Origin of the sequence: Maribacter zhoushanensis (assembly GCF_029350975.1) — a bacterium.
GTDB lineage: Bacteria > Bacteroidota > Bacteroidia > Flavobacteriales > Flavobacteriaceae > Maribacter > Maribacter zhoushanensis.
Map to the genome: position 1 here is coordinate 273,077 of NZ_JARKMR010000003.1, position 22,873 is coordinate 295,949.

The following is a 22,873-nucleotide window of genomic DNA, read 5'->3' on the forward strand; positions in this document are numbered from 1 at the left end:
ATGGGTAAAATTTTATTGAAAAACGGAATAATCGTTAACGAGGGAGTAACACAAGAAAGTGATATTCTAATTGTTGATGATGTTATTGCTAAAATAGGCAAAGATATTTCTGATGCAGATGCAGAGGTTATTGATATTTCTGGGAAACATATATTGCCGGGTATTATAGATGATCAAGTTCATTTTAGAGAACCGGGTCTTACCCATAAAGGTACCATTGCAACAGAAAGTAGAGCGGCACTTGCGGGTGGTATTACTACATTTATGGAGCAGCCCAATACAACACCGCAAACAACAACAATAGAAAAATTAGAAGAGAAGTTTGCTACAGCAGCAGATTCTGCATTTGCCAACTATTCTTTTCTATTTGGTGGTACCAATGATAATTTAGAGGAATTAAAGAGGTTGGATAAAAACGCTTGTTCAGGTATCAAGTTGTTTTTAGGTTCTTCTACGGGGAATATGTTGGTAGATGATGAAAAGGTAATAGAGAATATATTTAGTAATACTGAAATGGTCATCTCTGCCCATTGTGAAGATGAAACCACCATTCGTGAAAATTTGGCTAAGTACAAGGCTAAGTATGGAGATAATATTCCTGTAGAATTGCATCCAATCATAAGAAGTGAAGAGGCTTGTTATCTTTCTTCGTCTAGGGCAATTGCTTTAGCTAAGAAAACAGGTGCTAGATTACATGTATTTCATTTATCCACCGGAAAAGAAACAAACTTGTTCCGTAATGATATTCCGTTAGAACAAAAGAAAATTACAGCAGAGGTGTGTATACATCACCTTTGGTTTTCTGATGCCGATTATGCAAATAAAGGAACTTTGATAAAATGGAATCCGGCAGTAAAAACGGCTAAAGATAGAGACATGCTTTGGGATGCGCTGTTGGACGATAGGATAGATGTTATTGCAACCGATCACGCACCTCATTTATTGGAGGAGAAGGACAATGTATATACAAAGGCTCCATCTGGCGGACCGTTGGTGCAACATGCATTAAATGCAATGTTAGAGAAGGTGAAAGAAGGTAGGATTACCTTAGAGAAAATGGTACAGAAGATGTGTCATAATCCGGCAATACTATTTCAAATAGAAAAGCGTGGATATATTCGTGAAGGTTATTATGCAGATTTGGTAGTGGCAGATTTAAATAATTCTTGGACGGTGACCAAAGAGAATATTGCTTATAAATGTAAATGGTCTCCTTTTGAGGATACTACATTTTCATCTAAAGTGGTACATACGTTCATAAACGGACATTTAGGCTACAGTAACGGAGAGTTTTCTGAAAAACGAAATGCAAAAAGGCTAACATTCAATAGACCATGAAGCACTTATTACTTTTAGTAACTGTACTGTTATTGGTAACATCGTGTGCAGAAGAATTAATAGAAAAGCCCGATAATTTAATACCAGAAGATAAAATGGTATCTATTATTAAAGAAATGGCTATTGTTAATGCTGCAAAAGCTACTAATTTGGGTAAGCTTAGGGAAAATGGGGTAGAGCCAACAAATTTTATATTCAATAAATTTAAAATAGATAGTGCCCAGTTTGTGGATAGCGACAGGTACTATGCCTCTAAACCTTTACGATATGAGAATATGTACAAAAAAGTTGAGGCTGAGTTAGAGGAGCAACGTTTGGCATTAGAGGCAGAGAAAAAAGTTAGAGATAGCTTAAGTGTAGCTGAGAAATCTAAAAAGGACATTGATATTAAAAAGAAAGATTCTGTAGCCACTAAAAACGTTCAGAAATAAAGAGTTTGGAAGAAAATTTTATTTGATCTTCTAAACTCTCAAACGCCATACCTAAAGCATTTTTGATTTTATCATTGCTAAATGTGGTTGGATGTTTTAGTCCGTAAATGGTATTTTTTGTGATTGTTCTTGGACTACCGGTTATAAGATTTCTTAGTCTGTCTGCAATCTTTCCAATATATAATTGCCAGAATTTCAAAGATTTCGTCGGTGGTTTTTTGTTCATCGACAAAGCTATTTTTTCCAATATTTGTTGGTAGGTTAAATTTTCGGCTACCAGAATAAATCGTTCGTTATAAATATCAGAATTCATAAGGGCGATCATAATGTTGGTAACGTCATTAATGGTAACAAAACCTGATCCGCCTGGTGGGTAGTATTGATATCCTTTTGCCGCGGTTTTGAAAAAAGAGCCACTACCACTATTCCAAAATCCTGGACCAAGAATAACACCAGGGTTTACGATGACCACGTTTAATTCTTCTTGAGTACCACGCCAAACTTCCATTTCGGCAAGTTGTTTTGTAATAGCATAAGGGTTGGCATTTTGGCGTGTCCATTCGGTTTCTTCATCAGCTAATGCACCATTTGTCGTTCTTCCTATAGCACCAATGGTACTTACATGGCACAATTTATCGACTTTATTTGCAATGCAGATATTTACAATATTGGCAGTGCCTTCACGGTTTATGCGTTCAAGCTTTTTAAAATCTGACGGATTAAAAGAAATATAGGCGGCACAATGATAAACATTGGTAATACCTTGGATTGCATTTTCTAAAGAAGGTATATCTAAAATATCACCCTGTACCCAGTCAATCAGGTTAAATAGAGTTTCAGAGTTATCAGAGTAATAAGAAAATATTTTTTTTACCTGAACAAGCTTGTCTTCAGTTCTATACAAAGCCCTGACCTTTGTATTGTTCATTGTTAATTTCAGTAGCAAATGCGACCCCACCAACCCTGTGCCTCCTGTAACTAATACCATAATTCAAATTTAGGGAATACAGGTGGATAAATTCATGCTTTAATCTACTGTGTACTGGCAAGAATTCCATTTATATTTGCAATTCAATTAAAATTCAGGAAGAGATGACAAATTTTGTCAAGGAGTTACAATGGCGAGGAATGTTGCACGATGCAATGCCAGGTACAGAAGAACATTTATTAGAAGGTATGCAGTCTGCTTATGTAGGTATTGATCCAACTGCAGATTCTTTACATATAGGTCATTTGGTAGGGGTAATGATGCTTCGTCATTTTCAATTGGCAGGGCACAAACCATATGCTTTAATAGGTGGTGCTACAGGTATGATCGGTGATCCATCTGGTAAATCTGCAGAGCGTAACTTACTTGATGAAAAAACGCTTCGTCATAATCAAAATGCCCTAAAAGAGCAGTTATCTCGATTTTTAGATTTTTCTGGAAATGAAGAGAATGCGGCGGTTTTGGTCAATAATTATGACTGGATGAAGAATTTCTCTTTCTTGGAATTTATTAGAGATGTAGGTAAGCATATTACAGTGAACTACATGATGTCGAAAGACTCGGTAAAAAAACGTCTTTCATCTGAAGCTAAAGAAGGTATGTCATTTACCGAATTCACCTATCAATTGGTACAAGGTTATGATTTTCTTCACTTATACCGTGAGAACAACTGTAGCCTTCAAATGGGCGGTAGTGATCAGTGGGGTAATATTACTACAGGAACTGAATTGATCAGAAGAATTGCCGGTGGTAAAGGGTATGCATTAACGTGTCCGTTAATTACAAAAGCAGATGGTACTAAATTTGGTAAGACCGAAGGTGGTAATGTTTGGTTAGATGCAGAAAGAACATCACCTTATAAGTTCTACCAATATTGGTTGAATACGTCAGATGAAGATGCAGATAAATACATAAAGATATTTACATTTTTAGGTCAACAAGAAATTGAAGATTTAATAAAAGAGCATAAAGAAGCTCCACATTTAAGGTTGCTACAGAAGAGATTGGCAGACGAGATTACGGTAATGGTGCATTCACAAGAAGATTTGGACAATGCGGTAAAAGCCAGTCAAATTTTATTCGGAAAATCTACGGCTTCAGATTTAAAAGGGTTGAATGAAAAAACCTTTTTAGAAATTTTTGATGGCGTACCACAAGCAGAACTTTCAAAATCTGAATTAACAGATGGTCTTGATATGATTGGTGCATTAGCTGCTAAAACTAACTTTTTAGGCTCTAACGGAGAGGCAAGAAGAGAGTTAAAGCAGAACTCCATTTCAGTAAATAAAGGGAAAGTTAAAGAGGACTTTTTAATTACTGCAGATGATTTGATCAATGATAAATTTGTCTTATTACAAAGAGGTAAGAAAAACTATTTTGTATTGGTATTTAACTAGTTAGATTGTATTTAAAACAGGTTTATTTTATGAAGTTTCAATTTGTAGCAATACTATTTTTGTTATTTATTTCTTGTAGTGATGACGACCGCGTAATAGAGGATCTTGCTTTAGAAGGCGACTGGACACTCTCTAACGTTGCTTGTTATTGTAGTTTTGAGGAAGATGTAGATTTTTCTTTGACTACAATTAATTTTGATTCAAGCAAGAGTATGGTCACAGTTTCCAATAAAAGCGAATATGTTTTTTTTAGAGAAAATGGAGAACATTTTTATGGTGGTCAAGTCAATAGGATTAATTTTTCTGATGGTGCTGTATTTTTTTTCGAGACAAGAGGTGATCAATTGACACTTACGTATGAAGACAACCCTGATATTGCTGATGATGAGGTTACTTTCGTATTTAATAGATAGAATAAATTTCGATTAATTTTAAAAATATTTCTTGCAGAAAGGCGTTTGCTAATTTAAAACCCTAATTATGTTTAAAAAGTATATCGCCATTGCTTGTTTTTTTGCATTGTTTACAGCTTGTGATAAGCTTGATGAGTTGACAAAATTTGATATGGAATATAGCCAACGCGCTACCATACCTTCTTCTGCAGGGATTGATTTGCCTTTTGATGTTTTTACTCCTGAAGTAGAGACAAATTCAGAGTCTACTTTTGAAGTCAACGATACCAGAAAAGATCTTATTGAAGAGATTAAATTGACTGAATTGGAAATGGTCATTATCTCACCAGATGGTGCTGATTTTAGTTTTTTGAATTCGATAGAAGTATATATTTCTGCCGATGATTTAGAAGAAATTAAAATTGCATACTTAGAAGAAGTCCCTGAAGATGCAGGTAATGTAATTACTTTAGATACCTCTGATACTGATTTAAAAGAGTACATTAAAAAAGATGAATTTAGCTTAAGATTGAATACTGTTACCGATGAGTTAATGAGTACGGATCATGAGTTGGAAGTAAATTCTACCTTTTTTGTAGATGCTAAAATCTTAGGATTATAATTTAATATTGACTTAACGCAACTATTTTAGTGGTTGGGTATCTTGTAACTAGTTAAAAGACTTGGTTCTATGAAAAGATATTCTGCGTTGTTCCTATTTTTGGTGTTTCTTGCTTCTTGTGCAAATGATGATGATTACGGATTAGAGTCTACTCAATTCGTGTTCTCCGAACAAAAATGGGAACTAACTCAAATGTCTGGCAATTTTCAGAATTCAGAAACTACGGGTTTAGATATGGAGTGGCAAGAATATTATATCTTCTCTCCAGAAGGTACTTTTGTAAAATCTAGAACTGTTGACGAAGAAGTTACTGAGGCTACCGGTACTTTTGAGGTCGTAGAATATGATAATGACCTCAATCACTATTTAGAACTTACTTTTGAAACCGAAAATGAATTAGCGGGCAACTGTACAGGTGATAGTAAAGAGCTTTTAATCTACAGAAGTTCTACAGTGATGTCAAGTCTATGGATAGCTTGCGATGGTCCTGGATTGGATTATCAACTTACCAAGAATTAAAGCACCATTAAATTACACCCTCTAATATCAGAATTATCGAATCTGCCTATAATTTCAAAAGTGCCATCTTGGTTAATTTTTCCTAAATCTTGAGTGGCGATGAAAGAACAGGAATTTATGTTTGCCAAATCTATAACATTGATTCCGCCAGATTTACCATTGTTTAAATAGCTTAAAGGATCTTCTGTGTCGCGTACTAGAATCTTCATCCAAGTAGGGCAGTCAAAAACTCCGTTGCCTTTAGAATAAGCTTGAGAAAGTAGCTCTGTCATTCCGTATTCTGAATGTATTTTTTGTACACCAAACCCTTTTGATAATAGCTCATGTAATTCTTGACGTACAATTTCTTTTCTTCTTCCTTTCATACCGCCAGTTTCCATAACAATAGCGTTAGGTAAAGACATGTTGTATTTTTCGGTAAACTCTAATAAGGCAAAAGAAACGCCAATGATTAATATTTTGGTATTTGTTCTTTGAAGTTTAAGAAGTAGTTGGTGCAATTGTTCATATTCATTTAAAAAGAAACCACTTTCTGGGTGATTAGATTTTTTAATTAAATCATCTGCCATATAAATCAAAGAAGACCCTGTGCGTTCTAAATAAGAAGGTAAAAGTGCTAATACACAATAATCCTTAATATCACCGTAAAAGTGTTTAAAAGCAGTCAAATAACTCTGTTCATAAAGGCTTAGATCGGTAACAAAATGTTTGCTGGTTTCACTACCTGTGGTTCCACTACTGGTAAATGTTATCTGGGGTGTAGCTATAGTACTAAGAACATCTTTAGATTTAAAGAATTCAATAGGTAAAAAAGGAATTTGTTCTAAGGTATGAACGGTATTTGGGTCAGTATTAAAATAAGAGCAGAAAGATTGGTATACCTGGTTATTATCGTATTGAAATTTAAATATACGCAATGCTTGGGTTAGAAAATCCTCTTCTGTTTGTATATTAAAAATAGCATTTTGCTCCATGTACTTAACCAATTATGGCAAAGGTACTGAACCAAATTATTTTAATGGTTTTGAGAGGAGAATATGTAGGTATTTTATTTAACCACTAACTTACGGGTAATAGATTTTTCATTTTCGGTTACTTGAACCACGTATACTCCGGGAGATAGTCTTGAGATATTCATTGCCTTTGAAGACAGTTTCTCGGTCAAAACCAGTTCTCCAAAAACATCATACACCCTAACTTCTTTGTTATGATTCTTTTGTGTGGTTACATAAACAACATCTGCACTTGCAGGATTTGGATATAATTTAAATCCGCTAATTTCATCGTTACGTAGGTTGTTGATATCTATGGTGTCTTGGGCGTATAGACCGGCGGACACTACCATAAATAGCATTAAGTAGATTTTCTTCATTTGGTTATTGATTTGGGATCAACACCATAAAGGTAGATATAAGTGTAAGCTGAACACTGAAAATGTTGTGAAACTTAAAATTATGTAGGTCAATGAAATACGCGAAGTATTTCGTCGTAAAAACATGTAGTTAACCGATCAAGGTTATTTGAATAATTAGAAGTAAATAAGGATTGTGTGTCTACTTTACAATCAATTTACGTGTACACATCTTGTTTTTTTCAAGAACACGTAAAACGTAAACGCCAGCATCTAAATCAGAAAGATTTAATTCTTTGCCTAAGATTGTAGTCTTTAATAGCAATGTTCCAAAAACATCATATATAAAGATTTCCTTTGGGGCGTTAAGGTTGGTAGAAATATAAACTTTACCTGAAGTAACCGGATTTGGATACATACTAAAACCATCAATGTCTCCATTACTTTGAGCACTTTGCCCATAGCTTAAGGAAATTACAAAAAAGAAGAGGATTAGGTAAAGGTGCTTCATATATAGCTGGTTACAAATGCTATGCCACAAATATAGGAATTTAACACTCCCTTATGTTTTTGTAAGACGAGATATTGTGAAAAGATCGATGAAATGCATAAAGATCGATGAAATGCACTATTTCTAGCCTGAACTACCAGTTTTGTTGCGCTTTATGTAGAAGTGTAGTCCTAAATTATGAAATGATTTTAATCAAAAAAGCCCGCAATTTGCGGGCTTTTTATCTAAAATATGAAACTGTTTATTAGTTGCCAGTTGCCCAAGCAAAAATTGCAACATCAACAGCAGTTCCGTTGAAAACATCATCTTCGGTTGTTGTAAGAGCTGTTTCATCAACAATTACATTTTCTAAAGGACCATTGTCTTTCATGTCTACATTTGTTGCATAACCAACTAAGCTTACATTTGTTAACGTAGCACCAGAAGTGGCTTTAAATTGTAAAGCAGTACCACCAACAGTAGATACAGCGGTAAAGTCAATTAATTTAGGGTTACCGTTTGCTTTGTCAGCTTCAACTGCAGTTGAAAAACCTTCAACACTATGTAGTACGTAAGCAGTAGTTACTGTTCCGTTCCAACCTTCTGTCCAGTCGATAGAGTCATCTTGATTGTTTTCGAAATAAAGGTTAGACGCAGATACAGTTCCGCCAAAGAATTCAACACCATCATCTTCACCATCAATCATAGCAACATTATCAATAGATGTTCCAGAACCTACAGCATAAAGCGTAAGGCCATTGTATTGAGATTCCGCATTGATTTGAGCACCTGCATTTTTAATGATCAAGAAGCTAATAGATCCAGAGTTATCGGTATCATTTGTTCCTCCATATTTGAAATCGCCTACTTCAGCAGTAGCGTCTAGACCTTCGGTAGTAGTAGCATCTCCTAAAACAACTAAACCACCCCAATCTCCAGGGTTGTTATTAGTAGAAGTCATTACCACAGGGTTAGCTTCAGTACCTTCTACAACAATTTTACCTCCTCGCTGAACAACGATATAAGTTTCAGTTTCATCACCAGATTCAACTTGAGCGCTAATGGTAGTTCCTGCAGGAATGGTAAGGGTGGCACCGTCTTCAACACTATAGTTTTTTGAAAGCAAATAGTTGATACTTGCATCTAATGTAAGATCGCTAGTTAAATTACCGGTTAATATGCTGCTACCTACAGCTGCATCAGTATTTACCCAATCAAAAATTGCAACATCTACAGATGCATTTGCATTGTAGCTATTATCTGGATTACCAGCTTCACCTTCAATAATAACGTTAGCCAATGGGCCATCGTCTTTCATGTCAATTGAAGTTTCGTAACCACTTAAGGAAAGACCTGTAATAGTAGCTCCAGAAGTAGCTTTGAACTGTAAAGCCGTACCACCTACTGTTGAAACAGCAGTAAAGTTTATTAAACTAGGGTTTCCGTTTGCCTTATCAGCTTCAACCGCAGTTGAAAAACCTTCTTTTGTGTGAAGAACATATGCATTGGTAACGGTACCGTTCCAACCTTCTGTCCAATCGATAGAATCATCTTGGTTATTTTCGAAATATAAGTTGGTAGCAGATACTGTTCCGCCAAAAAACTCAACGCCGTCATCATCACCATCAATCATAGCAACGTTATCAATACTGGTTTCTGAACCTACTGCGTATAGTGTAAGTCCGTTGTACTGAGATTCAGCATTGATTTGTGCACCGGCATGCTTTATTATCAAGTAGCTAATAGAACCAGAATTGTCAGCATCATTAGAACCGCCATACTTGAAGTTACCAACTTCTGCAGTAGCATCAACGCCTTCTGTAGTAGTGGCGTCACCTAATAAGACCAAACCACCCCATTGACCAGCTTGGCCACCTGTAGATTGCATGATTACTGGTGCGGCAGCTGTACCTTGAATGTCTATTTCACCACCTCTTTGAACAACGATATAAGTTTCGGTTTCATCTCCAGATTCTACTGTAGCATTAATAACAGTACCAGCTGGGATAATCAATTTTGCACCGGCCTCAATACTAAAATTCTTTTCTAATGTATATGTTTGGGAAGCATCAAGTGTTCTTTCTTCAGTTAATGCTCCAGTTAAAGTTGTACTTTCTTCAGGGTTTGTTGCATCGCATGCAGTACAAGAACCGCCGCAATCAACACCTGTTTCATCACCATTTTTTATACCATCGGTACAGGTTGGTGCTACCGCATCAGGTCCATCATCTGGATCATTATCATCACTACTACAGCTGGCAAAGGTAATAGCCGCTGCTAAGGCAAAAACTTTTACAAAATTTCTTGTTTTCAATTTCATAATAAACATTTTAAAAGATTAAAATTAAAGATTAGTGATTATTGAGTGTTCCTATTAAAATTTGTAATTAAGCCCTAAGCTTATTCCCATACCTGTAGAATATGAGCTTACGGTTTGTTCAGTTTCTATTTCTGTTACGGGGTTTCTAATTAACTGAGTTTGTTTTATTTCTGGATTTAATAAATTCTTTCCTGTAAGACTTACTTTAATATGCTCGCCAAATTCTTTACTTATTTGGGCATTTAAAACAACGAAGCCGTTTTCAATGATAGCATCGTCATAAAATATATCTCTATTGGTCTGGTCTGTTGGTACACCTAAAGAGTAGATTTTGTCAGATGCGTAATTAGCATTTAAAGATGCGGCAAAAGGATTGTCGCCGGCAGAGTCAAAATTTAAACTAGTATTGAAAATCCAATCAGAGGCACCTTGTAGATCGGTTTCGGTAATTCCTTTATATTGAAAACTTCGAAGTAAGTTGCCGTTTTCATTATAGATTTCTTTTAAGTCTTGTTGGTGCCACATACGGGTTACATTTAATACCATATTTAAATTGTAACCAGATTCAGAACCATTGTCGTCGTCGTATGCAGGTGTAACTAAATCTATTTTAGTTTCTGCTTCAAGACCGAAAATTTCTGCTTTTTCGCCTGAATTGAAGTAAGAGAATATTCCTGCAGAACCTCTTTCTCTAACTCTGTTGATCGGGTCAGATATATCTTTGTAGAAAGCAGCGACAGAAACTAATTGACCTGCAGATGGAAAATACTCCCACTTTAAGTCCATATTAATATCTTTTGATGCGATCAAATCTGGGTTACCACGACTTATTTGTCCTGTTGGAGATACATAACTGAAAGGTGCAATTTCCTTAAATTCTGGTAATGTAATCGTACGACTAACCGCCAAACGTAATGCATGTAATTCGTTGATGGTATATTTAATATTTAGGCTTGGATAAAAATTACTGTAATCCTGATTGCTTTCTCCTGTTCTAGGTGAAAGGTTACCTATGTCATAGGCAACTTCGATTTCATCTCTTTGAAACCTAAGACCTGCATCAAAGTTCCATTTTTCGAGTCCTACATTAAAAGAAAAGAATGCAGCTTTAGAATCTAATGTACCTAAATAAATATCTTTTCTTTCTCCATTTGCATTTGAACCTAAAAGATTAATTTCTAAAAGTCCCGCATCAAAATAAGACTGACGAAAAATAGCACCAAGATCATCTATAGATGTTGGGTTTACGGCGTTAGTACTTACTTCTTCTACACCAACAAATTCAGAACTAAAATCACGCTCTTTATTTCTGTAAGAAACACCAAAGTTTAATTTGAAGTTTTTAGTCTCTTCATCAATGATTTTTAGCTCGTCTTTCAAATAGGCGCTGAATTCAGTGTCATCTATTTCTTGGCTAGATTTACGTTGTTGAAAACCACCATTTCTACCAAGTTGTACGAGAGTACCGTCTGGGTCAAAGTTTACTTCGTTTCTAATTCTATTTGGCTCATTGGCATTTAATATGTTGTAGCCAGCTGCCCATTGTAATGTATTTTTCTCACCAATTTGGTGTCTACCTATTAATTGAGTAACTAATAGCCTAGTTTGTTTTGTGTTTTGATCTCTAATGAATTGGAACAGACCTTCGCTTGGGCTTGTTTCTTCAAAAATAGTAGCCTCGCCATTACGTCCACCTTCAAACACATTTTCATCTAGTTTGTTTACGAAAAAAGTGCTAGATTTTATTTTATGTTTAGAGTTCGCTAAGTACGTAATATCTAATAATGCCGTGTTAACTATTTTCTTTTGATATGTTGTTGCATCGGTAATGGTGTCATCGATGAAGTTAGAACGGTATTGTCTAAATATACCTTCTCTATGTTCAAAAGATCTTGAATGTGATGCAGTGAAGAAAACAGCAAGTTTATCGGCAATTTTCTTACCTGCAGCTATAGACATTGAATAATCCATAGGATTTTCCTGTCTTAAAGTATTCCACCCTTGGTTGGTGATTAATTGTTGCGTAGAAAGACTTTGATCGTAGAACCCAAATGTAGTATTCTTAGAATTCTGTGATATTCTAAAGTTATCATATACTCCGCTTTTGGCTACATTAGAATTTACACCGCCAGAAACTCCAATAGCAAGTTCACTAGAACCTGATAATTCTCTAGAAGTAATGTTTACATTACCAGAAGCTTGATCGGCGGACCCTTCAACTCCGTAAGTTTTGCTGATACTAACATTTTGTAGAACACGTGTTGGGAACAAAGAAAGGTTTATGTTCTTCTTGTTGATATCATCAGATGGTACAGGTAAACCGTTTAATGTAGAAGATAAATATCTATCTCCCAATCCTCTAACGAAAACATCTCCAGAAGCTTCACTACTTGTTACACCAGATATTTTTGTGGTTGCAGTTGCAGCATCAGATACACCAATTTTAGCAAGTTCTACGGCACCTATACTCTCTTTTATTTCAATAGCTCTCTTCTGGTCTAGCAATAATGCCGTTTCAGAATCTTTACGAGCAACAGTAGTTACAGTTACTTCATCAAGTGATACACCTTGTGATGCACTTAAAGGAACATCTATAGTGGTAACCTTGCCTGCTGTAATCTCTACATTTGGTATTTCAACTGTTTCGTATCCTAAGTAACTAAAGGTTACTGTATATGTACCAGGCTCAATACCTGATATCTCGTATAACCCGTCAAAATCAGAAGTGGTACCCTTTGTTGTACCTTTTAATAATACGTTTGCAAATGGTAATGGTTCGTTGTTTAATTCTTTGTCTGTAAGTGTTCCAACAATGCTTCCTGTGTCTTGAGCACTAGAAATAATAGCGATAAAAAGGAATGTAAAAAATAGTAATTTGTTCATTAGATATATCGATTCTTTAATCAGCGGCAAAGAAAGAGAGAGGTTGTAATGTTCGGGTTAGATCCATGTTAAACATTTATTTTGTTAATGTTATGTAAACGTTACTACATTAAATCAATGTTAAGTGACGTTTCAGTAATAGTATTATCTTTACTTTTGAGCGAATCAATCTAATTTGAAAACCATGAAAAAGAAGGACATTAAGATACTCTTAGTAGATGATGAACCAGATATTTTAGAGATAGTGGCCTATAATTTATCTGCCGAAGGGTATGATGTATATACTGCCAAAAATGGTGCCGATGGTGTCGCTAAGGCAAAAAAGAAAATGCCACATCTTATTATATTAGATGTAATGATGCCTGAGATGGATGGTATTGAGGCATGTGAAATTCTTAGAAGAACTCCAGGTATGGAGAATACCGTAATTACTTTTTTAACGGCAAGAGGTGAAGATTATTCCCAGGTAGCCGGTTTTGATGCGGGTGCAGATGACTATATCACAAAGCCTATTAAGCCAAAAGTTTTGGTAAGTAAGGTAAATGCACTTTTAAGACGTGTTAAAAATGATGAGAATGCTCAAGAAGATATTACCAAGGTAGGAGATATCGTTATTAATAGAGAAGAGTATAAAATCATCAAAAAGGGGAAAGAAATTATTCTGCCAAGAAAAGAATTTGAACTTTTGGCGCTATTGACTTCTAAGCCTAGCAAAGTTTTTAAAAGAGAAGTGATTCTTGATAAGGTTTGGGGTAATGAAGTGGTTGTTGGTGGTCGTACCATAGACGTACATATTAGAAAGCTTCGTGAAAAAATAGGTGAAGACCATTTTAAAACCGTAAAGGGAGTAGGATATAAGTTTGTTCTCTAAATGGCAGCTAAAGTACATTCAAGAAAGTCATATCGTTTTGCATTTCGCTCATCGCTATATATTGTAATCATCGGCATTTCTGTGCTAGCGTTGTTACAATGGCGATTTAGTACCATAAATTGGGGTATTCTGTTATTTGCAGCGTTATTCTTTTTTATCATTTCTTTTATCACCTTACAATTAAGAATAGAAAAATTTATTTACAAGCGAATTAAGAAAATCTACGATGATGTAGAATTGTTAGAATCTAGCACAATACCCTCTTATCCTGTTACTACAGATATGAGGACCTTAACGCAAGAGATAGAAAAATTTGCGAAGGATAAGAAAATAGAAATCGACACCTTAAAAATTCGTGAAGAGTACCGTAAAGATTTTTTAGGTAATGTTTCTCATGAATTAAAGACACCATTATTTACCGTACAGGGTTATATAGAAACTTTGTTAGATGGTGCAATGGAGGATAAGAATATTCGTAAAAAATACCTTACTCGCGCCAACAAAGCGGTAGATCGATTAATCTATATTGTAAAAGATTTAGACTTGATCACAAAACTGGAAGTTGGCGATCTCAACCTTGAAAAGTACTCTTTTGATGTTATTGACTTGATCCAAAGTGTATTTGACCTTTTGGAGATGAAAGCGGCAAAGAAGAACATAACGCTAACTTTTGATATGGAATATGTGGATCCCATATTCGTTTATGCCGATAAAGAAAAGATTCAGCAAGTGCTGACCAATTTGTTGGTCAATTCCATCAAATACGGAAATGACAACGGTACCACAGAAGTAAGTGTAGAAGATTTGGTGAAAAACAAGGTCATTGTCAGGGTCACCGATAACGGCGAGGGTATACCTGCCGTGCACATTCCTAGACTTTTTGAGCGTTTTTACAGGGTAGATCAAAGTGGTAGCCGCCGTGAGGGTGGTTCTGGTTTAGGTCTTGCAATAGTAAAACACGTGATAGAAGCACATGGAGAAAAAATTTATGTAGAAAGTGCAGTAGAGGTAGGATCCGAGTTTTCTTTTACGTTAGAGAAAAGTATCGTTCAAATAGAGGAAGTACAATAATCGCTAACCCTGTCTTTTTTCTTAGATTTGCCGCAGTTTAGATGAGATAATTGTGGGAAGTAAGAATAAATTAAAAAGATTTCAGGAAAACGAGACGTTTTCAAACGTAATTCAACCAACAAGAGAAGAAGTTGTAGGCGGTTTTCCGTTGAAAGGAAAATGGAATACACACTTTAAAAACGATAATCCTATTGTCTTAGAATTAGGTTGTGGTAAAGGAGAATATACCGTTGGATTGGCAAAGAAATTTCCGAATAAGAATTTTATTGGTATAGATATCAAAGGAGCCCGTTTTTGGAAAGGGGCAAAAGAAGCCATTGAAGAAAAATTGCTAAATGTTTGTTTTATACGAACACAAATAGAATTGGTAGATCATCTTTTTGGAAAAGAAGAAGTTTCAGATATTTGGATTACGTTTCCTGATCCACAGATAAAATATAAACGCACCAAACACCGTATGACGAACGCTGTATTTTTAGAACGCTACAAACAGGTGCTAAAACCTGATGGTACCGTAAATCTAAAAACAGATAGCGAGTTTATGCACGGGTATACCTTGGGCTTGTTACACGGTCTTGGTTTAGAAGTACTGTATGCAAATCATGATGTGTACAAAAATGAAGGTAGTCCAGAAGAGGTTTTGGAAATACAGACTTTCTATGAAAATCAGTATCTTGAAAAGGGAAAACCTATTACTTTTATTAGGTTCAAGGTAAACTGATTCAATGCAACAACTGCCAATCTTATTTGTATTTACCTTTGGTGCCGCTTTTTTAGCATCCTTACCGCCAGGACTCCTTAATTTAAATGCTGCGAAAACCAGTGTTGAAAAAGGTAAAACAAACGGTTTGATCTTTGCTTTAGGTGTTGCACTAGCAGTTATGTTGCAAACCTACATTGCTGTACGCATTGCAAAATTAATTTCAAGAAACCAGCATGTAGTTGAAATACTGTTGCAATTGGCATTGGTCATTTTTTTTGTTTTGGCAATCGTATTTTTTTTTAAAGGCAAAAAACAAGAGAACAAGCCATTGGTGCTTGTAGAGACTAAAAAACGAAATAGTTTTTCTAAAGGTATTTTTCTGGCGCTAATCAATTTATTAGCAATTCCATACTATAGTGGTTTAAACACTGTTTTCCATTCTCAGGGCATTATGAGCTATAGAATTATAGATGAGGTGTTATTTATACTTGCAGCCGGCAGTGGTACTTTTCTAGCCATGTATCTTTATGTTATTTATTTTAATAAATGGGAACACAAAACAACATCTTTTTCCAAGAACAGTAACTTTATTTTAAGTGGATTGATGATGTTGTTGTTCGTAATTACCGCTTTTAGATTGTACAATTAAACCAAGGATTAAAATGAAGCCTGAAAATGAAAATTTCTTTGAAAGAGTATATCAGGTAGCACGGTTAATTCCTGAAGGGCGCGTAACTTCTTACGGGGCAATTGCCAAATATTTAGGTGCGGCACGTAGTGCAAGAATGGTTGGCTGGGCAATGAACGCATCACATAATATGGATGATATTCCGGCGCACAGGGTTGTCAATAAAGCCGGATTATTAACCGGTAAACATCATTTTGACGGTACAAACCTAATGCAACAATTATTAGAGGCCGAGGGGGTAATCATAAAAGAACTTCAAATTGTAGATTTTGAAAAATACTTTTGGGATCCTTATACAGAACTTAAAGTAGAATTATAGTACTACTGAAAAGTAAGTGTAAATGTAGTTTTTTCGTTTGATGTTACACGAATAGATCCACCATGCATTCTCATAATTTGCTTGCTTAAACTAAGCCCAATACCAGTACCAGTGCTTTTAGTGGTGAAAAATGGCACAAAAACTTCATCTAGCATTTCAGGAGAAATTCCCGGTCCGTTATCGGTCACCGTAATAAACTTTTTTCCTTGGTTACCTATACCTGCTTTTATGACAATACTACCCTCATCGTGCCCCTCTAACGCCTGTTGGGCATTTTTACCAAGGTTTAAAAGTATTTGTGTAAGTTGTTTTTCATCAATATAAAGCTCCAGATTCTCGGGCTCAGATGCTACTTCTAAAGTGATATTGTGACCATTGGTGTATTCTTGTAATAACAGACGTACTCTTTCTAAAATTTTGGTTGCAGGAATTAATTCCCTGTCTGGCTCTGGTACACTTAAAAAGGTTCTATATGATTGTACAAAACTCATTAAATCATTTCCTTGCTCTTTTATAACTTCTAAACCTTTGGCAGAATTTTTAATCTGCAGTTCACCAAACTCTTCTGGAGTAGAAAGTTCGTCTCCTTTTTTAAAGTATTTTAAAATAGATTCAGATATTGAAGTAATTGGTGTAATGGTATTCATGATTTCGTGGGTAAGTACTCTAATCAACTTTGCCCAAGAATCGGTTTCTCTATCATCTAATTCTTTTTGTATATCATGAATTACAACCAATAACAGTTGTTTTCCCTCAATAGAAATAGGCGTACATTTTAGGGTGAGTTCTTTTTTGCCGCGTTCATTGCCTAAAGAGTAAATGGTGCTTGGAAAAGGTTCAAGAGACTCAAATAAACCATAAAGTTTGGGGTCTATTTGTTTCAATTGCTTTACATGATTTAACGGTCTGTAATTAAGTAAATCTTGTACCGTAGGGTTGGCATATAAAATGTGCCCCTTGTCATTTACGGTGAATATGCCAATATCTGCTTGGCGTAAAATTTCTTGATAGTACTGTTCTTGTGCCTGTTTTTTAAAATGAATATCTTGAATCATGGTATTCAACATATTCAAGCTTTGGTTTAGTTCCTCAATAGATTTTACACTCAGTTTTTCTGGAAAACGCAAAGTGAAATCTTCATTTTTAATGGCATCAAAGAAGTACGCAATTTTTCTATTGGTCTGGTTTACGTAATGTATAAGTCCGTATGTCTGTCCTATAAAAACTAGAGCTAAAATTCCACCAAGTAGATAGTGCTCTTTAGCAAATAAAAAAGCGGTAAGTAGGGCACATATAGCAATTAAAACTATCCTAAAAACCAGTTGGTAATAAATACTTTTGCTGACCATTACTTGCTAGATTTTTTAAGTTTGTTGTATAAAGTCTGTCTAGAGATACCAAGCTGATCTGCTGCCGCACTATAATTACCATCATGGTCGTGTAGTGCTTTGGTAATCATAACCAATTCCATTTCTTCCAATGTTTTTGGTCCACCTTCTATACTAACAGATGTTTTGGTATCTAAAAGAAAATCGGCAGGTTTTAAAACATTTCCTTCAGAAAGTATCACGGCACGTTCCATGGTATGCAGAAGTTCTCTAACATTTCCTGGCCAAGGGTAGTTCATTAATTTATCTTGTGCGGTCTGGTTTATTTTTAAACTTGGCTTACCATATTTATTAGCGAATTTTTTCAAGAAGAAATCAGATAAGATCAAAACGTCATTATCACGGTCGCGTAGTGCAGGAACCTGTACTTGGATGGTGTTGATTCTATACAATAAATCTTCACGAAATAGTCCGTCGGCCACCATTTGTTCTAGATTGCAATTGGTGGCACATACCAATCTAATATCAACGGCAATAGGTTTGTTAGATCCCACACGAACCACCACTCTGTTTTGAATGACAGAAAGTAATTTTGCCTGCATCTGTAGCGAGAGATTTCCTATTTCATCTAAGAATAGCGTTCCTCCGTTCGCAGCTTCAAATTTACCCGCTCTATCATCTTTGGCGTCTGTAAAGGAACCTTTTACGTGTCCAAAAAGTTCACTTTCAAATAAATTCTCAGAGATAGATCCCATATCTACCGAAATAAATACCTCATTATTTCTAGCGGATGATTTATGAAGCTCACGCGCAATGAGTTCTTTACCGGTACCATTTTCGCCGGTAACCAAAATATTAACATCGGTTTTAGCTACTTTTTGTACCAGATTTAAAACGCTGTTCAGTGCTTTAGAATTTCCTATAATGTAATTTGAATTCTGATTGATGACCTGCTTAAGGTTGCTTTCTTTCTGTTTTAAGTGCTGTACCTCTTTCTGCGATTTTCTAAGCTCGTATGCTGATTTTACCGTAGTTAACAATCGCTCGTTGTTCCAGGGTTTCAGAACAAAATCTGTAGCACCTTCCTTTATAGCTTCAACGGCTAGCTCAACGGCACCGTAGGCGGTCATCATGATAACGGATATATGCGATGCTTTTTTCTTAATTTCTCGTAGCCAATACAAACCCTCGTTGCCGGTATTCACTCCGGCAGAGAAATTCATGTCCAATAATATAATGTCGATCTCTTTTAGGTTAGGGAAAGACGTAAGCAGGTTCGGGTTAGAAATGGTTTGAACACTTTTATATTCAAACTGCAACAATATCTCTAAAGCGCTCAATACACTTTTGGTATCATCTACAACAAGTATTTTAGCATCTATCATGGTAACAATCTATTAACTCATTTAAATCTACACATAGCAATTTGTATTTTCATAGTAGTGTAAAAATATTTGACATTATCTGTACAACATTTTTACACTAAAAAAATATTCTATTCTTTTAAATGGATGTAATAAACTGTAAATCAATAAATTAAATTTGTGGCACGCATATAGTATAAAGAATGGCATACCAATTAAGAAATGAACAGAAAATTTAAAATAACGACACTTTTACTACTCTCTATTTGGAGTTCTATAATGGCTCAAGATAGTTGGACTTTAGATGAATGCGTTGCTTTTGCATTAGAACATAATTTGCAGTTAAACGATTTTAAATATACCGACCAAGCTAATAGAGAAACGTACAGACAATCGGTTCGTAATTTATTACCATCGGTAAATGCTTCTTCAAGCTACCTTATTAATTATGGTAGAGCAGAAGATCCAAATACCGGAACATTCGTAAATCAAGATTTCTATTCTAACAATTATTCTTTGGAGTCTTCCATTGATTTATTTCAGGGATTTCAGAAAATCAATGCAATTAAAGCTTCTAAGTTGTTGTACAAAGCAACACAGGAAGAAGTATTGCAGCAAAAATATTTGTTAGCGTTTAGAGTGATGCAAGCCTTTTACGATATTCAGTTTTTTGAAGGATTGGTAGAAATCTCTAAAGAACAACTAACAGTATCACAATCTAATTACAATTTGGTAGCAAAACAGGTAGAATTAGGGTTGAAAGCTGGTGCAGATCTATATGAGGCAGAATCATTACTGTTAACTGATAAGTTGAACGTAACACAAAGTAACAATCAATTGGCTTCGGCAAAGTTGACTTTGATTCAGGAAATGAATTTGGAGAATACCTCAGACATAACTATTCATAAAGACTTAGAAGAAATAGTATCGGAATTTAATAGCCAAGAAATAAAATCTGATTCTGTTTATACTGAAGCCCGGGAATTTTTACCACTAATAAAGGCGCAAGAATTTAGAACCAAGGCAGCTAAAAAACAAGTGGCAATTTCTAGAGGAAGGTTATACCCGTCCCTATCTTTCTTTGCTGGCATTGGTACAGGTTATTTTGAAACTACGAGAGATACTTTAGGCAATACGTTACCATTTAGACAACAGTTTAGAGATAACACATCACAATATTTAGGATTAAATTTAAATGTACCTATTAGTAATGGCTGGTCTGCAAGATCACGTATAAAGCAATCTAAAATTGAAAAGCTACGAGCAGAAAATAATTTAAAGACTCAAGAGCAAGAATTGTTTCAGACCATTCAACAGTTGGTGCAAGAGTATAACTCATTGTTGGTAGAACTGGTACAGAGCAATCAAAAAATGGAAGCTCAGAACTTGGCTTTCACCATTGCACAAAAACGATATGAAAAAGGATTAATAAATGCCTTGGAACTTTTTACTGCCAAGAATTTATATGCCAGTGCACAAAATGAAAACTTACAGGTAAAACTGCGATCAGAAATAAACAAGAGTACATTAGATTTTTACAGAGGCTTGCCAGTTTTCGATATCAATTAGAAATGGAGCTCTGAGATTAACGATTAAAGAACAAAGAATAAACGATTACGATGGATATAAAATTAGAAAAGAAAAAAGGATTGAAGCCAAAACACTTCGGCTACATCGCATTGGGTGTATTACTGTTATTTGTTGGGTATCAACTATTGTTTGCCAATTCAGTATCAACTTTTAGAACAGAAAAAGACAAGCTTTCGGTCGCGGAGGTTACTGCAGGTAAATTTGATGATTACATTACCATAAACGGAAATGTAGCACCAATAGCTACCATTTATATGGATGCCTATGAAGGTGGTCGTGTAAGTGAAAAGTTGATTGAAGAAGGTACCATGGTAAAGAAAGGCGACATTATTTTGAAGCTTGAAAATATGAATTTGTACGAACAAATTTTAGCTAGCGAAAGTAACTTGGCTTTAAAGCAGAACGACTTGCGTTCTACCAAATTAAGTTTTGATTCAAGACAGGTAGAAGGCAGAAGATCGTTGGCTACCGTAAGCACAGATTTACAACGATTAAAAAGAAACTACGAGCAGAACAAAGCTTTGTTCGATGAGGAATTGATATCTAGAGAGGCATATCAATTATCAAAAGAGAACTATGAATTATCTCAAAAGCAACACGAAATTGTGAAGTTACAGACAGAACAAGATGATGAGTTAAGAGAAACTTCATTAAGAGGGCTTGATACTGATTTGGCACGTATGCAAAAAACATTGGGCATGGTGTACCAAAGACTAGACCACCTAAATGTACGAGCGCCTGCAGATGGTCAGTTAGGATTTTTAGATGCGGAAATTGGGCAAAGCATATCGCAAGGGCAACGTATTGGTCAGGTAAATGTGTTGACAGATTATAAGATCGAAGCTGAAATAGATGAACATTATATTGATAGGGTTAAAAGAGATTTAGTAGCGGTTTTAGAGCGTAACGGTACCGAATTTTCATTACGATTAAGAAAAGTATATCCAGAAGTTAGAAACGGTAGGTTTAAAGTAGATTTAGTATTTACAGATAATAAGCCAGAGACCATTCGTTCAGGACAGAGCTACAATATTAAATTACAATTGGGCGAGTCTAACGATGCGCTTTTATTACCAAAAGGAAGCTTTTTTCAAAGTACCGGTGGGCAATGGATATTTGTTGTAAATGCTGATGGAGGTGAAGCTATTAAAAGAAACATTAGAATAGGGAAACAAAATTCAAGATACTATGAAGTATTGGAAGGCTTGGAACCTGGTGAAAAAGTAATAACCAGTAACTATGATAATTTTGGGGAAGCCGAAAGAATAGTGTTGAAATAGCTTCGGCTCCGCTCAGCTACCTATAAAGTTCAGTTTCGAACTCTGAGCGTAGCCGAAGGGTGAAAAGGACGAAAGAATAGTATTAAATAAACAAAACTGTCACATCTGAGAATTCTCGATGTCATTATAACAATCAAAAACAAAGGAAAATGATCACCATTACAGACCTTAAAAAGAGTTTTAGAACAGAAGAAGTAGAAACCTTGGCATTGAACAGTGTCAACCTAAAAGTAGAAGACGGCGAGTTTGTGGCTATAATGGGTCCGTCTGGCTGCGGTAAATCTACTTTATTGAATATTATAGGTATGCTAGACAACCCAACTGATGGTAGTTACAATTTTGCAGGTAACGAAGTTGGTGGTTTAAAAGAAAGCGAAAGAACACAATTACGTAAAGGTAACTTAGGTTTTGTATTTCAAAGTTTTAACCTTATTGATGAGCTTACGGTTTTTGAGAATGTAGAGCTGCCACTTATCTATTTGAAAATGGGTAAGGCAGAGCGCAAGGAAAAAGTTATGAAAGTGCTTGAGCGAATGAAAATAGCGCATAGGGAAAAGCATTTTCCACAACAATTATCAGGTGGTCAACAACAGCGTGTGGCAATATCTAGAGCGGTAGTAACCAACCCAAAATTAATATTAGCCGATGAGCCAACAGGTAACCTAGATTCTAAAAATGGAATAGAGGTAATGAACCTATTGACCGAATTAAACCAAGAAGGTACCACCATAGTTATGGTAACGCACTCTGATAGAGACTCGCATTATGCACATAGAGTAGTTAATCTATTTGATGGTCAAATAGTAACTGAAAGTCAAAACAGGGCAATTGGGGCTATGATGTAGATCCTCCATGCCCTCGAAGGGGTTGAAAAAGAGTTTATTCATCAATCAATTATTAGCTCTTTTAATTAAGAGGAGCTGAGGAA

Annotated in this window: 22 protein-coding genes; 14 read left to right on the forward strand and 8 right to left on the reverse strand. The window is 35.4% G+C overall.

Annotation, left to right across the window (positions count from 1 at the left end; translation table 11 throughout):
* Both PXD56_RS11670 and PXD56_RS11675 read left to right on the forward strand, forming a co-directional pair.
* On the forward strand, window positions 1-1,338 hold the full coding sequence (locus tag PXD56_RS11670) for a dihydroorotase (protein WP_276493523.1): 1,338 nt from the start codon (window positions 1-3) through the stop codon (window positions 1,336-1,338).
* Entirely contained in the window at window positions 1,335-1,769 is a 435-nt protein-coding gene (locus PXD56_RS11675) for a DUF4296 domain-containing protein (protein ID WP_276493524.1), read from the forward strand. The genes PXD56_RS11670 and PXD56_RS11675 overlap by 4 nt, the downstream gene beginning before the upstream one ends.
* On the opposite strand, the gene PXD56_RS11680 is transcribed toward PXD56_RS11675, so the two are convergent.
* A complete protein-coding gene (locus PXD56_RS11680) occupies window positions 1,750-2,757 on the reverse strand; it encodes an NAD-dependent epimerase/dehydratase family protein (protein ID WP_276493525.1) in 1,008 nt (335 codons plus the stop codon). The genes PXD56_RS11675 and PXD56_RS11680 overlap by 20 nt on opposite strands.
* Window positions 2,758-2,861: 104 nt before the next feature.
* Between PXD56_RS11680 and tyrS the strand changes: the two genes are divergently transcribed.
* From tyrS to PXD56_RS11700, 4 genes are all read left to right on the forward strand, one after another.
* On the forward strand, window positions 2,862-4,154 hold the full coding sequence (gene tyrS, locus PXD56_RS11685) for a tyrosine--tRNA ligase (protein ID WP_276493526.1): 1,293 nt from the start codon (window positions 2,862-2,864) through the stop codon (window positions 4,152-4,154).
* Window positions 4,155-4,183: 29 nt separating this feature from the next.
* Complete coding sequence (locus PXD56_RS11690) at window positions 4,184-4,567, forward strand: hypothetical protein (RefSeq protein WP_276493527.1); 384 nt, start codon at window positions 4,184-4,186, stop codon at window positions 4,565-4,567.
* A gap of 67 nt (window positions 4,568-4,634) precedes the next feature.
* Window positions 4,635-5,168, forward strand: coding sequence for a hypothetical protein (locus tag PXD56_RS11695; RefSeq protein WP_276493528.1), 534 nt, complete (start codon window positions 4,635-4,637; stop codon window positions 5,166-5,168).
* A gap of 69 nt (window positions 5,169-5,237) precedes the next feature.
* Window positions 5,238-5,687: a hypothetical protein gene (locus tag PXD56_RS11700; protein ID WP_276493529.1), complete on the forward strand. Its 450-nt coding sequence runs from the start codon at window positions 5,238-5,240 to the stop codon at window positions 5,685-5,687.
* Here PXD56_RS11700 and PXD56_RS11705 read toward each other — a convergent pair.
* The 5 genes from PXD56_RS11705 to PXD56_RS11725 form a co-directional block, all read right to left on the reverse strand.
* A complete protein-coding gene (locus tag PXD56_RS11705) occupies window positions 5,684-6,661 on the reverse strand; it encodes a LuxE/PaaK family acyltransferase (protein WP_276493530.1) in 978 nt (325 codons plus the stop codon). The genes PXD56_RS11700 and PXD56_RS11705 overlap by 4 nt on opposite strands.
* A gap of 74 nt (window positions 6,662-6,735) precedes the next feature.
* Window positions 6,736-7,059 (reverse strand): T9SS type A sorting domain-containing protein, encoded by a 324-nt coding sequence (locus PXD56_RS11710; protein WP_276493531.1) that lies wholly within the window; start codon window positions 7,057-7,059, stop codon window positions 6,736-6,738.
* 181 nt (window positions 7,060-7,240) lie between these two features.
* Complete coding sequence (locus tag PXD56_RS11715; RefSeq protein WP_276493532.1) at window positions 7,241-7,549, reverse strand: T9SS type A sorting domain-containing protein; 309 nt, start codon at window positions 7,547-7,549, stop codon at window positions 7,241-7,243.
* A 244-nt stretch (window positions 7,550-7,793) separates the two neighbouring features.
* Window positions 7,794-9,848 (reverse strand): hypothetical protein, encoded by a 2,055-nt coding sequence (locus tag PXD56_RS11720; RefSeq protein WP_276493533.1) that lies wholly within the window; start codon window positions 9,846-9,848, stop codon window positions 7,794-7,796.
* 54 nt (window positions 9,849-9,902) lie between these two features.
* A complete protein-coding gene (locus PXD56_RS11725; RefSeq protein ID WP_276493534.1) occupies window positions 9,903-12,731 on the reverse strand; it encodes a TonB-dependent receptor in 2,829 nt (942 codons plus the stop codon).
* A 184-nt stretch (window positions 12,732-12,915) separates the two neighbouring features.
* Between PXD56_RS11725 and PXD56_RS11730 the strand changes: the two genes are divergently transcribed.
* The 5 genes from PXD56_RS11730 to PXD56_RS11750 are packed head-to-tail and all read left to right on the forward strand — an operon-like array spanning window position 12,916 to window position 16,383.
* Window positions 12,916-13,602 carry a response regulator transcription factor gene (locus PXD56_RS11730; protein ID WP_276493535.1) on the forward strand — a complete coding sequence of 229 codons (687 nt, stop codon included), beginning with the start codon at window positions 12,916-12,918 and terminating at the stop codon, window positions 13,600-13,602.
* Window positions 13,603-14,673 (forward strand): sensor histidine kinase, encoded by a 1,071-nt coding sequence (locus PXD56_RS11735; RefSeq protein WP_276493536.1) that lies wholly within the window; start codon window positions 13,603-13,605, stop codon window positions 14,671-14,673.
* A gap of 52 nt (window positions 14,674-14,725) precedes the next feature.
* Window positions 14,726-15,394 carry a tRNA (guanosine(46)-N7)-methyltransferase TrmB gene (gene trmB, locus PXD56_RS11740; protein WP_276493537.1) on the forward strand — a complete coding sequence of 223 codons (669 nt, stop codon included), beginning with the start codon at window positions 14,726-14,728 and terminating at the stop codon, window positions 15,392-15,394.
* Between the two features lie 4 nt (window positions 15,395-15,398).
* Window positions 15,399-16,025, forward strand: a complete 627-nt coding sequence (locus PXD56_RS11745; protein WP_276493538.1) for a LysE family transporter — start codon at window positions 15,399-15,401, stop codon at window positions 16,023-16,025.
* A 13-nt stretch (window positions 16,026-16,038) separates the two neighbouring features.
* Entirely contained in the window at window positions 16,039-16,383 is a 345-nt protein-coding gene (locus tag PXD56_RS11750) for an MGMT family protein (protein WP_276493539.1), read from the forward strand.
* Window positions 16,384-16,385: 2 nt separating this feature from the next.
* Here the strand turns inward: PXD56_RS11750 and PXD56_RS11755 are convergent, their stop codons facing one another.
* Together PXD56_RS11755 and PXD56_RS11760 are read right to left on the reverse strand one after the other, a co-directional pair.
* The gene (locus PXD56_RS11755; protein WP_276493540.1) at window positions 16,386-17,732 is read right to left on the reverse strand and encodes a sensor histidine kinase; all 1,347 of its coding nucleotides are present in this window, start codon (window positions 17,730-17,732) and stop codon (window positions 16,386-16,388) included.
* Complete coding sequence (locus PXD56_RS11760; protein WP_276493541.1) at window positions 17,732-19,096, reverse strand: sigma-54-dependent transcriptional regulator; 1,365 nt, start codon at window positions 19,094-19,096, stop codon at window positions 17,732-17,734. Before PXD56_RS11760 ends, PXD56_RS11755 begins: the two co-directional genes overlap by 1 nt.
* A 201-nt stretch (window positions 19,097-19,297) precedes the next feature.
* Here PXD56_RS11760 and PXD56_RS11765 point away from each other — a divergent pair, with 201 nt between their 5' ends.
* From PXD56_RS11765 to PXD56_RS11775, 3 genes are all read left to right on the forward strand, one after another.
* Window positions 19,298-20,644, forward strand: coding sequence for a TolC family protein (locus PXD56_RS11765; protein ID WP_276493542.1), 1,347 nt, complete (start codon window positions 19,298-19,300; stop codon window positions 20,642-20,644).
* Window positions 20,645-20,694: 50 nt separating this feature from the next.
* A complete protein-coding gene (locus PXD56_RS11770; RefSeq protein WP_276493543.1) occupies window positions 20,695-21,945 on the forward strand; it encodes an efflux RND transporter periplasmic adaptor subunit in 1,251 nt (416 codons plus the stop codon).
* 149 nt (window positions 21,946-22,094) lie between these two features.
* The gene (locus PXD56_RS11775) at window positions 22,095-22,790 is read left to right on the forward strand and encodes an ABC transporter ATP-binding protein (protein WP_276493544.1); all 696 of its coding nucleotides are present in this window, start codon (window positions 22,095-22,097) and stop codon (window positions 22,788-22,790) included.
* Window positions 22,791-22,873: the final 83 nt, after the last annotated feature.

What these genes read in the sequence shown, in the direction of transcription:
- PXD56_RS11700 (WP_276493529.1), top strand. Translation starts at nt 5,238, where the DNA reads ATGAAAAGATATTCTGCGTTGTTCCTATTTTTGGTGTTTCTTGCTTCT.
- PXD56_RS11745 (WP_276493538.1), top strand. Translation starts at nt 15,399, where the DNA reads ATGCAACAACTGCCAATCTTATTTGTATTTACCTTTGGTGCCGCTTTT.
- PXD56_RS11680 (WP_276493525.1), bottom strand. Translation starts at nt 2,757, where the DNA reads ATGGTATTAGTTACAGGAGGCACAGGGTTGGTGGGGTCGCATTTGCTA.
- PXD56_RS11735 (WP_276493536.1), top strand. Translation starts at nt 13,603, where the DNA reads ATGGCAGCTAAAGTACATTCAAGAAAGTCATATCGTTTTGCATTTCGC.
- PXD56_RS11715 (WP_276493532.1), bottom strand. Translation starts at nt 7,549, where the DNA reads ATGAAGCACCTTTACCTAATCCTCTTCTTTTTTGTAATTTCCTTAAGC.
- PXD56_RS11755 (WP_276493540.1), bottom strand. Translation starts at nt 17,732, where the DNA reads ATGGTCAGCAAAAGTATTTATTACCAACTGGTTTTTAGGATAGTTTTA.
- tyrS (WP_276493526.1), top strand. Translation starts at nt 2,862, where the DNA reads ATGACAAATTTTGTCAAGGAGTTACAATGGCGAGGAATGTTGCACGAT.
- PXD56_RS11760 (WP_276493541.1), bottom strand. Translation starts at nt 19,096, where the DNA reads ATGATAGATGCTAAAATACTTGTTGTAGATGATACCAAAAGTGTATTG.
- PXD56_RS11695 (WP_276493528.1), top strand. Translation starts at nt 4,635, where the DNA reads ATGTTTAAAAAGTATATCGCCATTGCTTGTTTTTTTGCATTGTTTACA.
- PXD56_RS11690 (WP_276493527.1), top strand. Translation starts at nt 4,184, where the DNA reads ATGAAGTTTCAATTTGTAGCAATACTATTTTTGTTATTTATTTCTTGT.
- PXD56_RS11750 (WP_276493539.1), top strand. Translation starts at nt 16,039, where the DNA reads ATGAAGCCTGAAAATGAAAATTTCTTTGAAAGAGTATATCAGGTAGCA.
- PXD56_RS11710 (WP_276493531.1), bottom strand. Translation starts at nt 7,059, where the DNA reads ATGAAGAAAATCTACTTAATGCTATTTATGGTAGTGTCCGCCGGTCTA.
- PXD56_RS11765 (WP_276493542.1), top strand. Translation starts at nt 19,298, where the DNA reads ATGAACAGAAAATTTAAAATAACGACACTTTTACTACTCTCTATTTGG.
- PXD56_RS11675 (WP_276493524.1), top strand. Translation starts at nt 1,335, where the DNA reads ATGAAGCACTTATTACTTTTAGTAACTGTACTGTTATTGGTAACATCG.
- PXD56_RS11720 (WP_276493533.1), bottom strand. Translation starts at nt 9,848, where the DNA reads ATGAAATTGAAAACAAGAAATTTTGTAAAAGTTTTTGCCTTAGCAGCG.
- PXD56_RS11770 (WP_276493543.1), top strand. Translation starts at nt 20,695, where the DNA reads ATGGATATAAAATTAGAAAAGAAAAAAGGATTGAAGCCAAAACACTTC.
- PXD56_RS11705 (WP_276493530.1), bottom strand. Translation starts at nt 6,661, where the DNA reads ATGGAGCAAAATGCTATTTTTAATATACAAACAGAAGAGGATTTTCTA.
- PXD56_RS11725 (WP_276493534.1), bottom strand. Translation starts at nt 12,731, where the DNA reads ATGAACAAATTACTATTTTTTACATTCCTTTTTATCGCTATTATTTCT.
- PXD56_RS11670 (WP_276493523.1), top strand. Translation starts at nt 1, where the DNA reads ATGGGTAAAATTTTATTGAAAAACGGAATAATCGTTAACGAGGGAGTA.
- PXD56_RS11730 (WP_276493535.1), top strand. Translation starts at nt 12,916, where the DNA reads ATGAAAAAGAAGGACATTAAGATACTCTTAGTAGATGATGAACCAGAT.
- PXD56_RS11775 (WP_276493544.1), top strand. Translation starts at nt 22,095, where the DNA reads ATGATCACCATTACAGACCTTAAAAAGAGTTTTAGAACAGAAGAAGTA.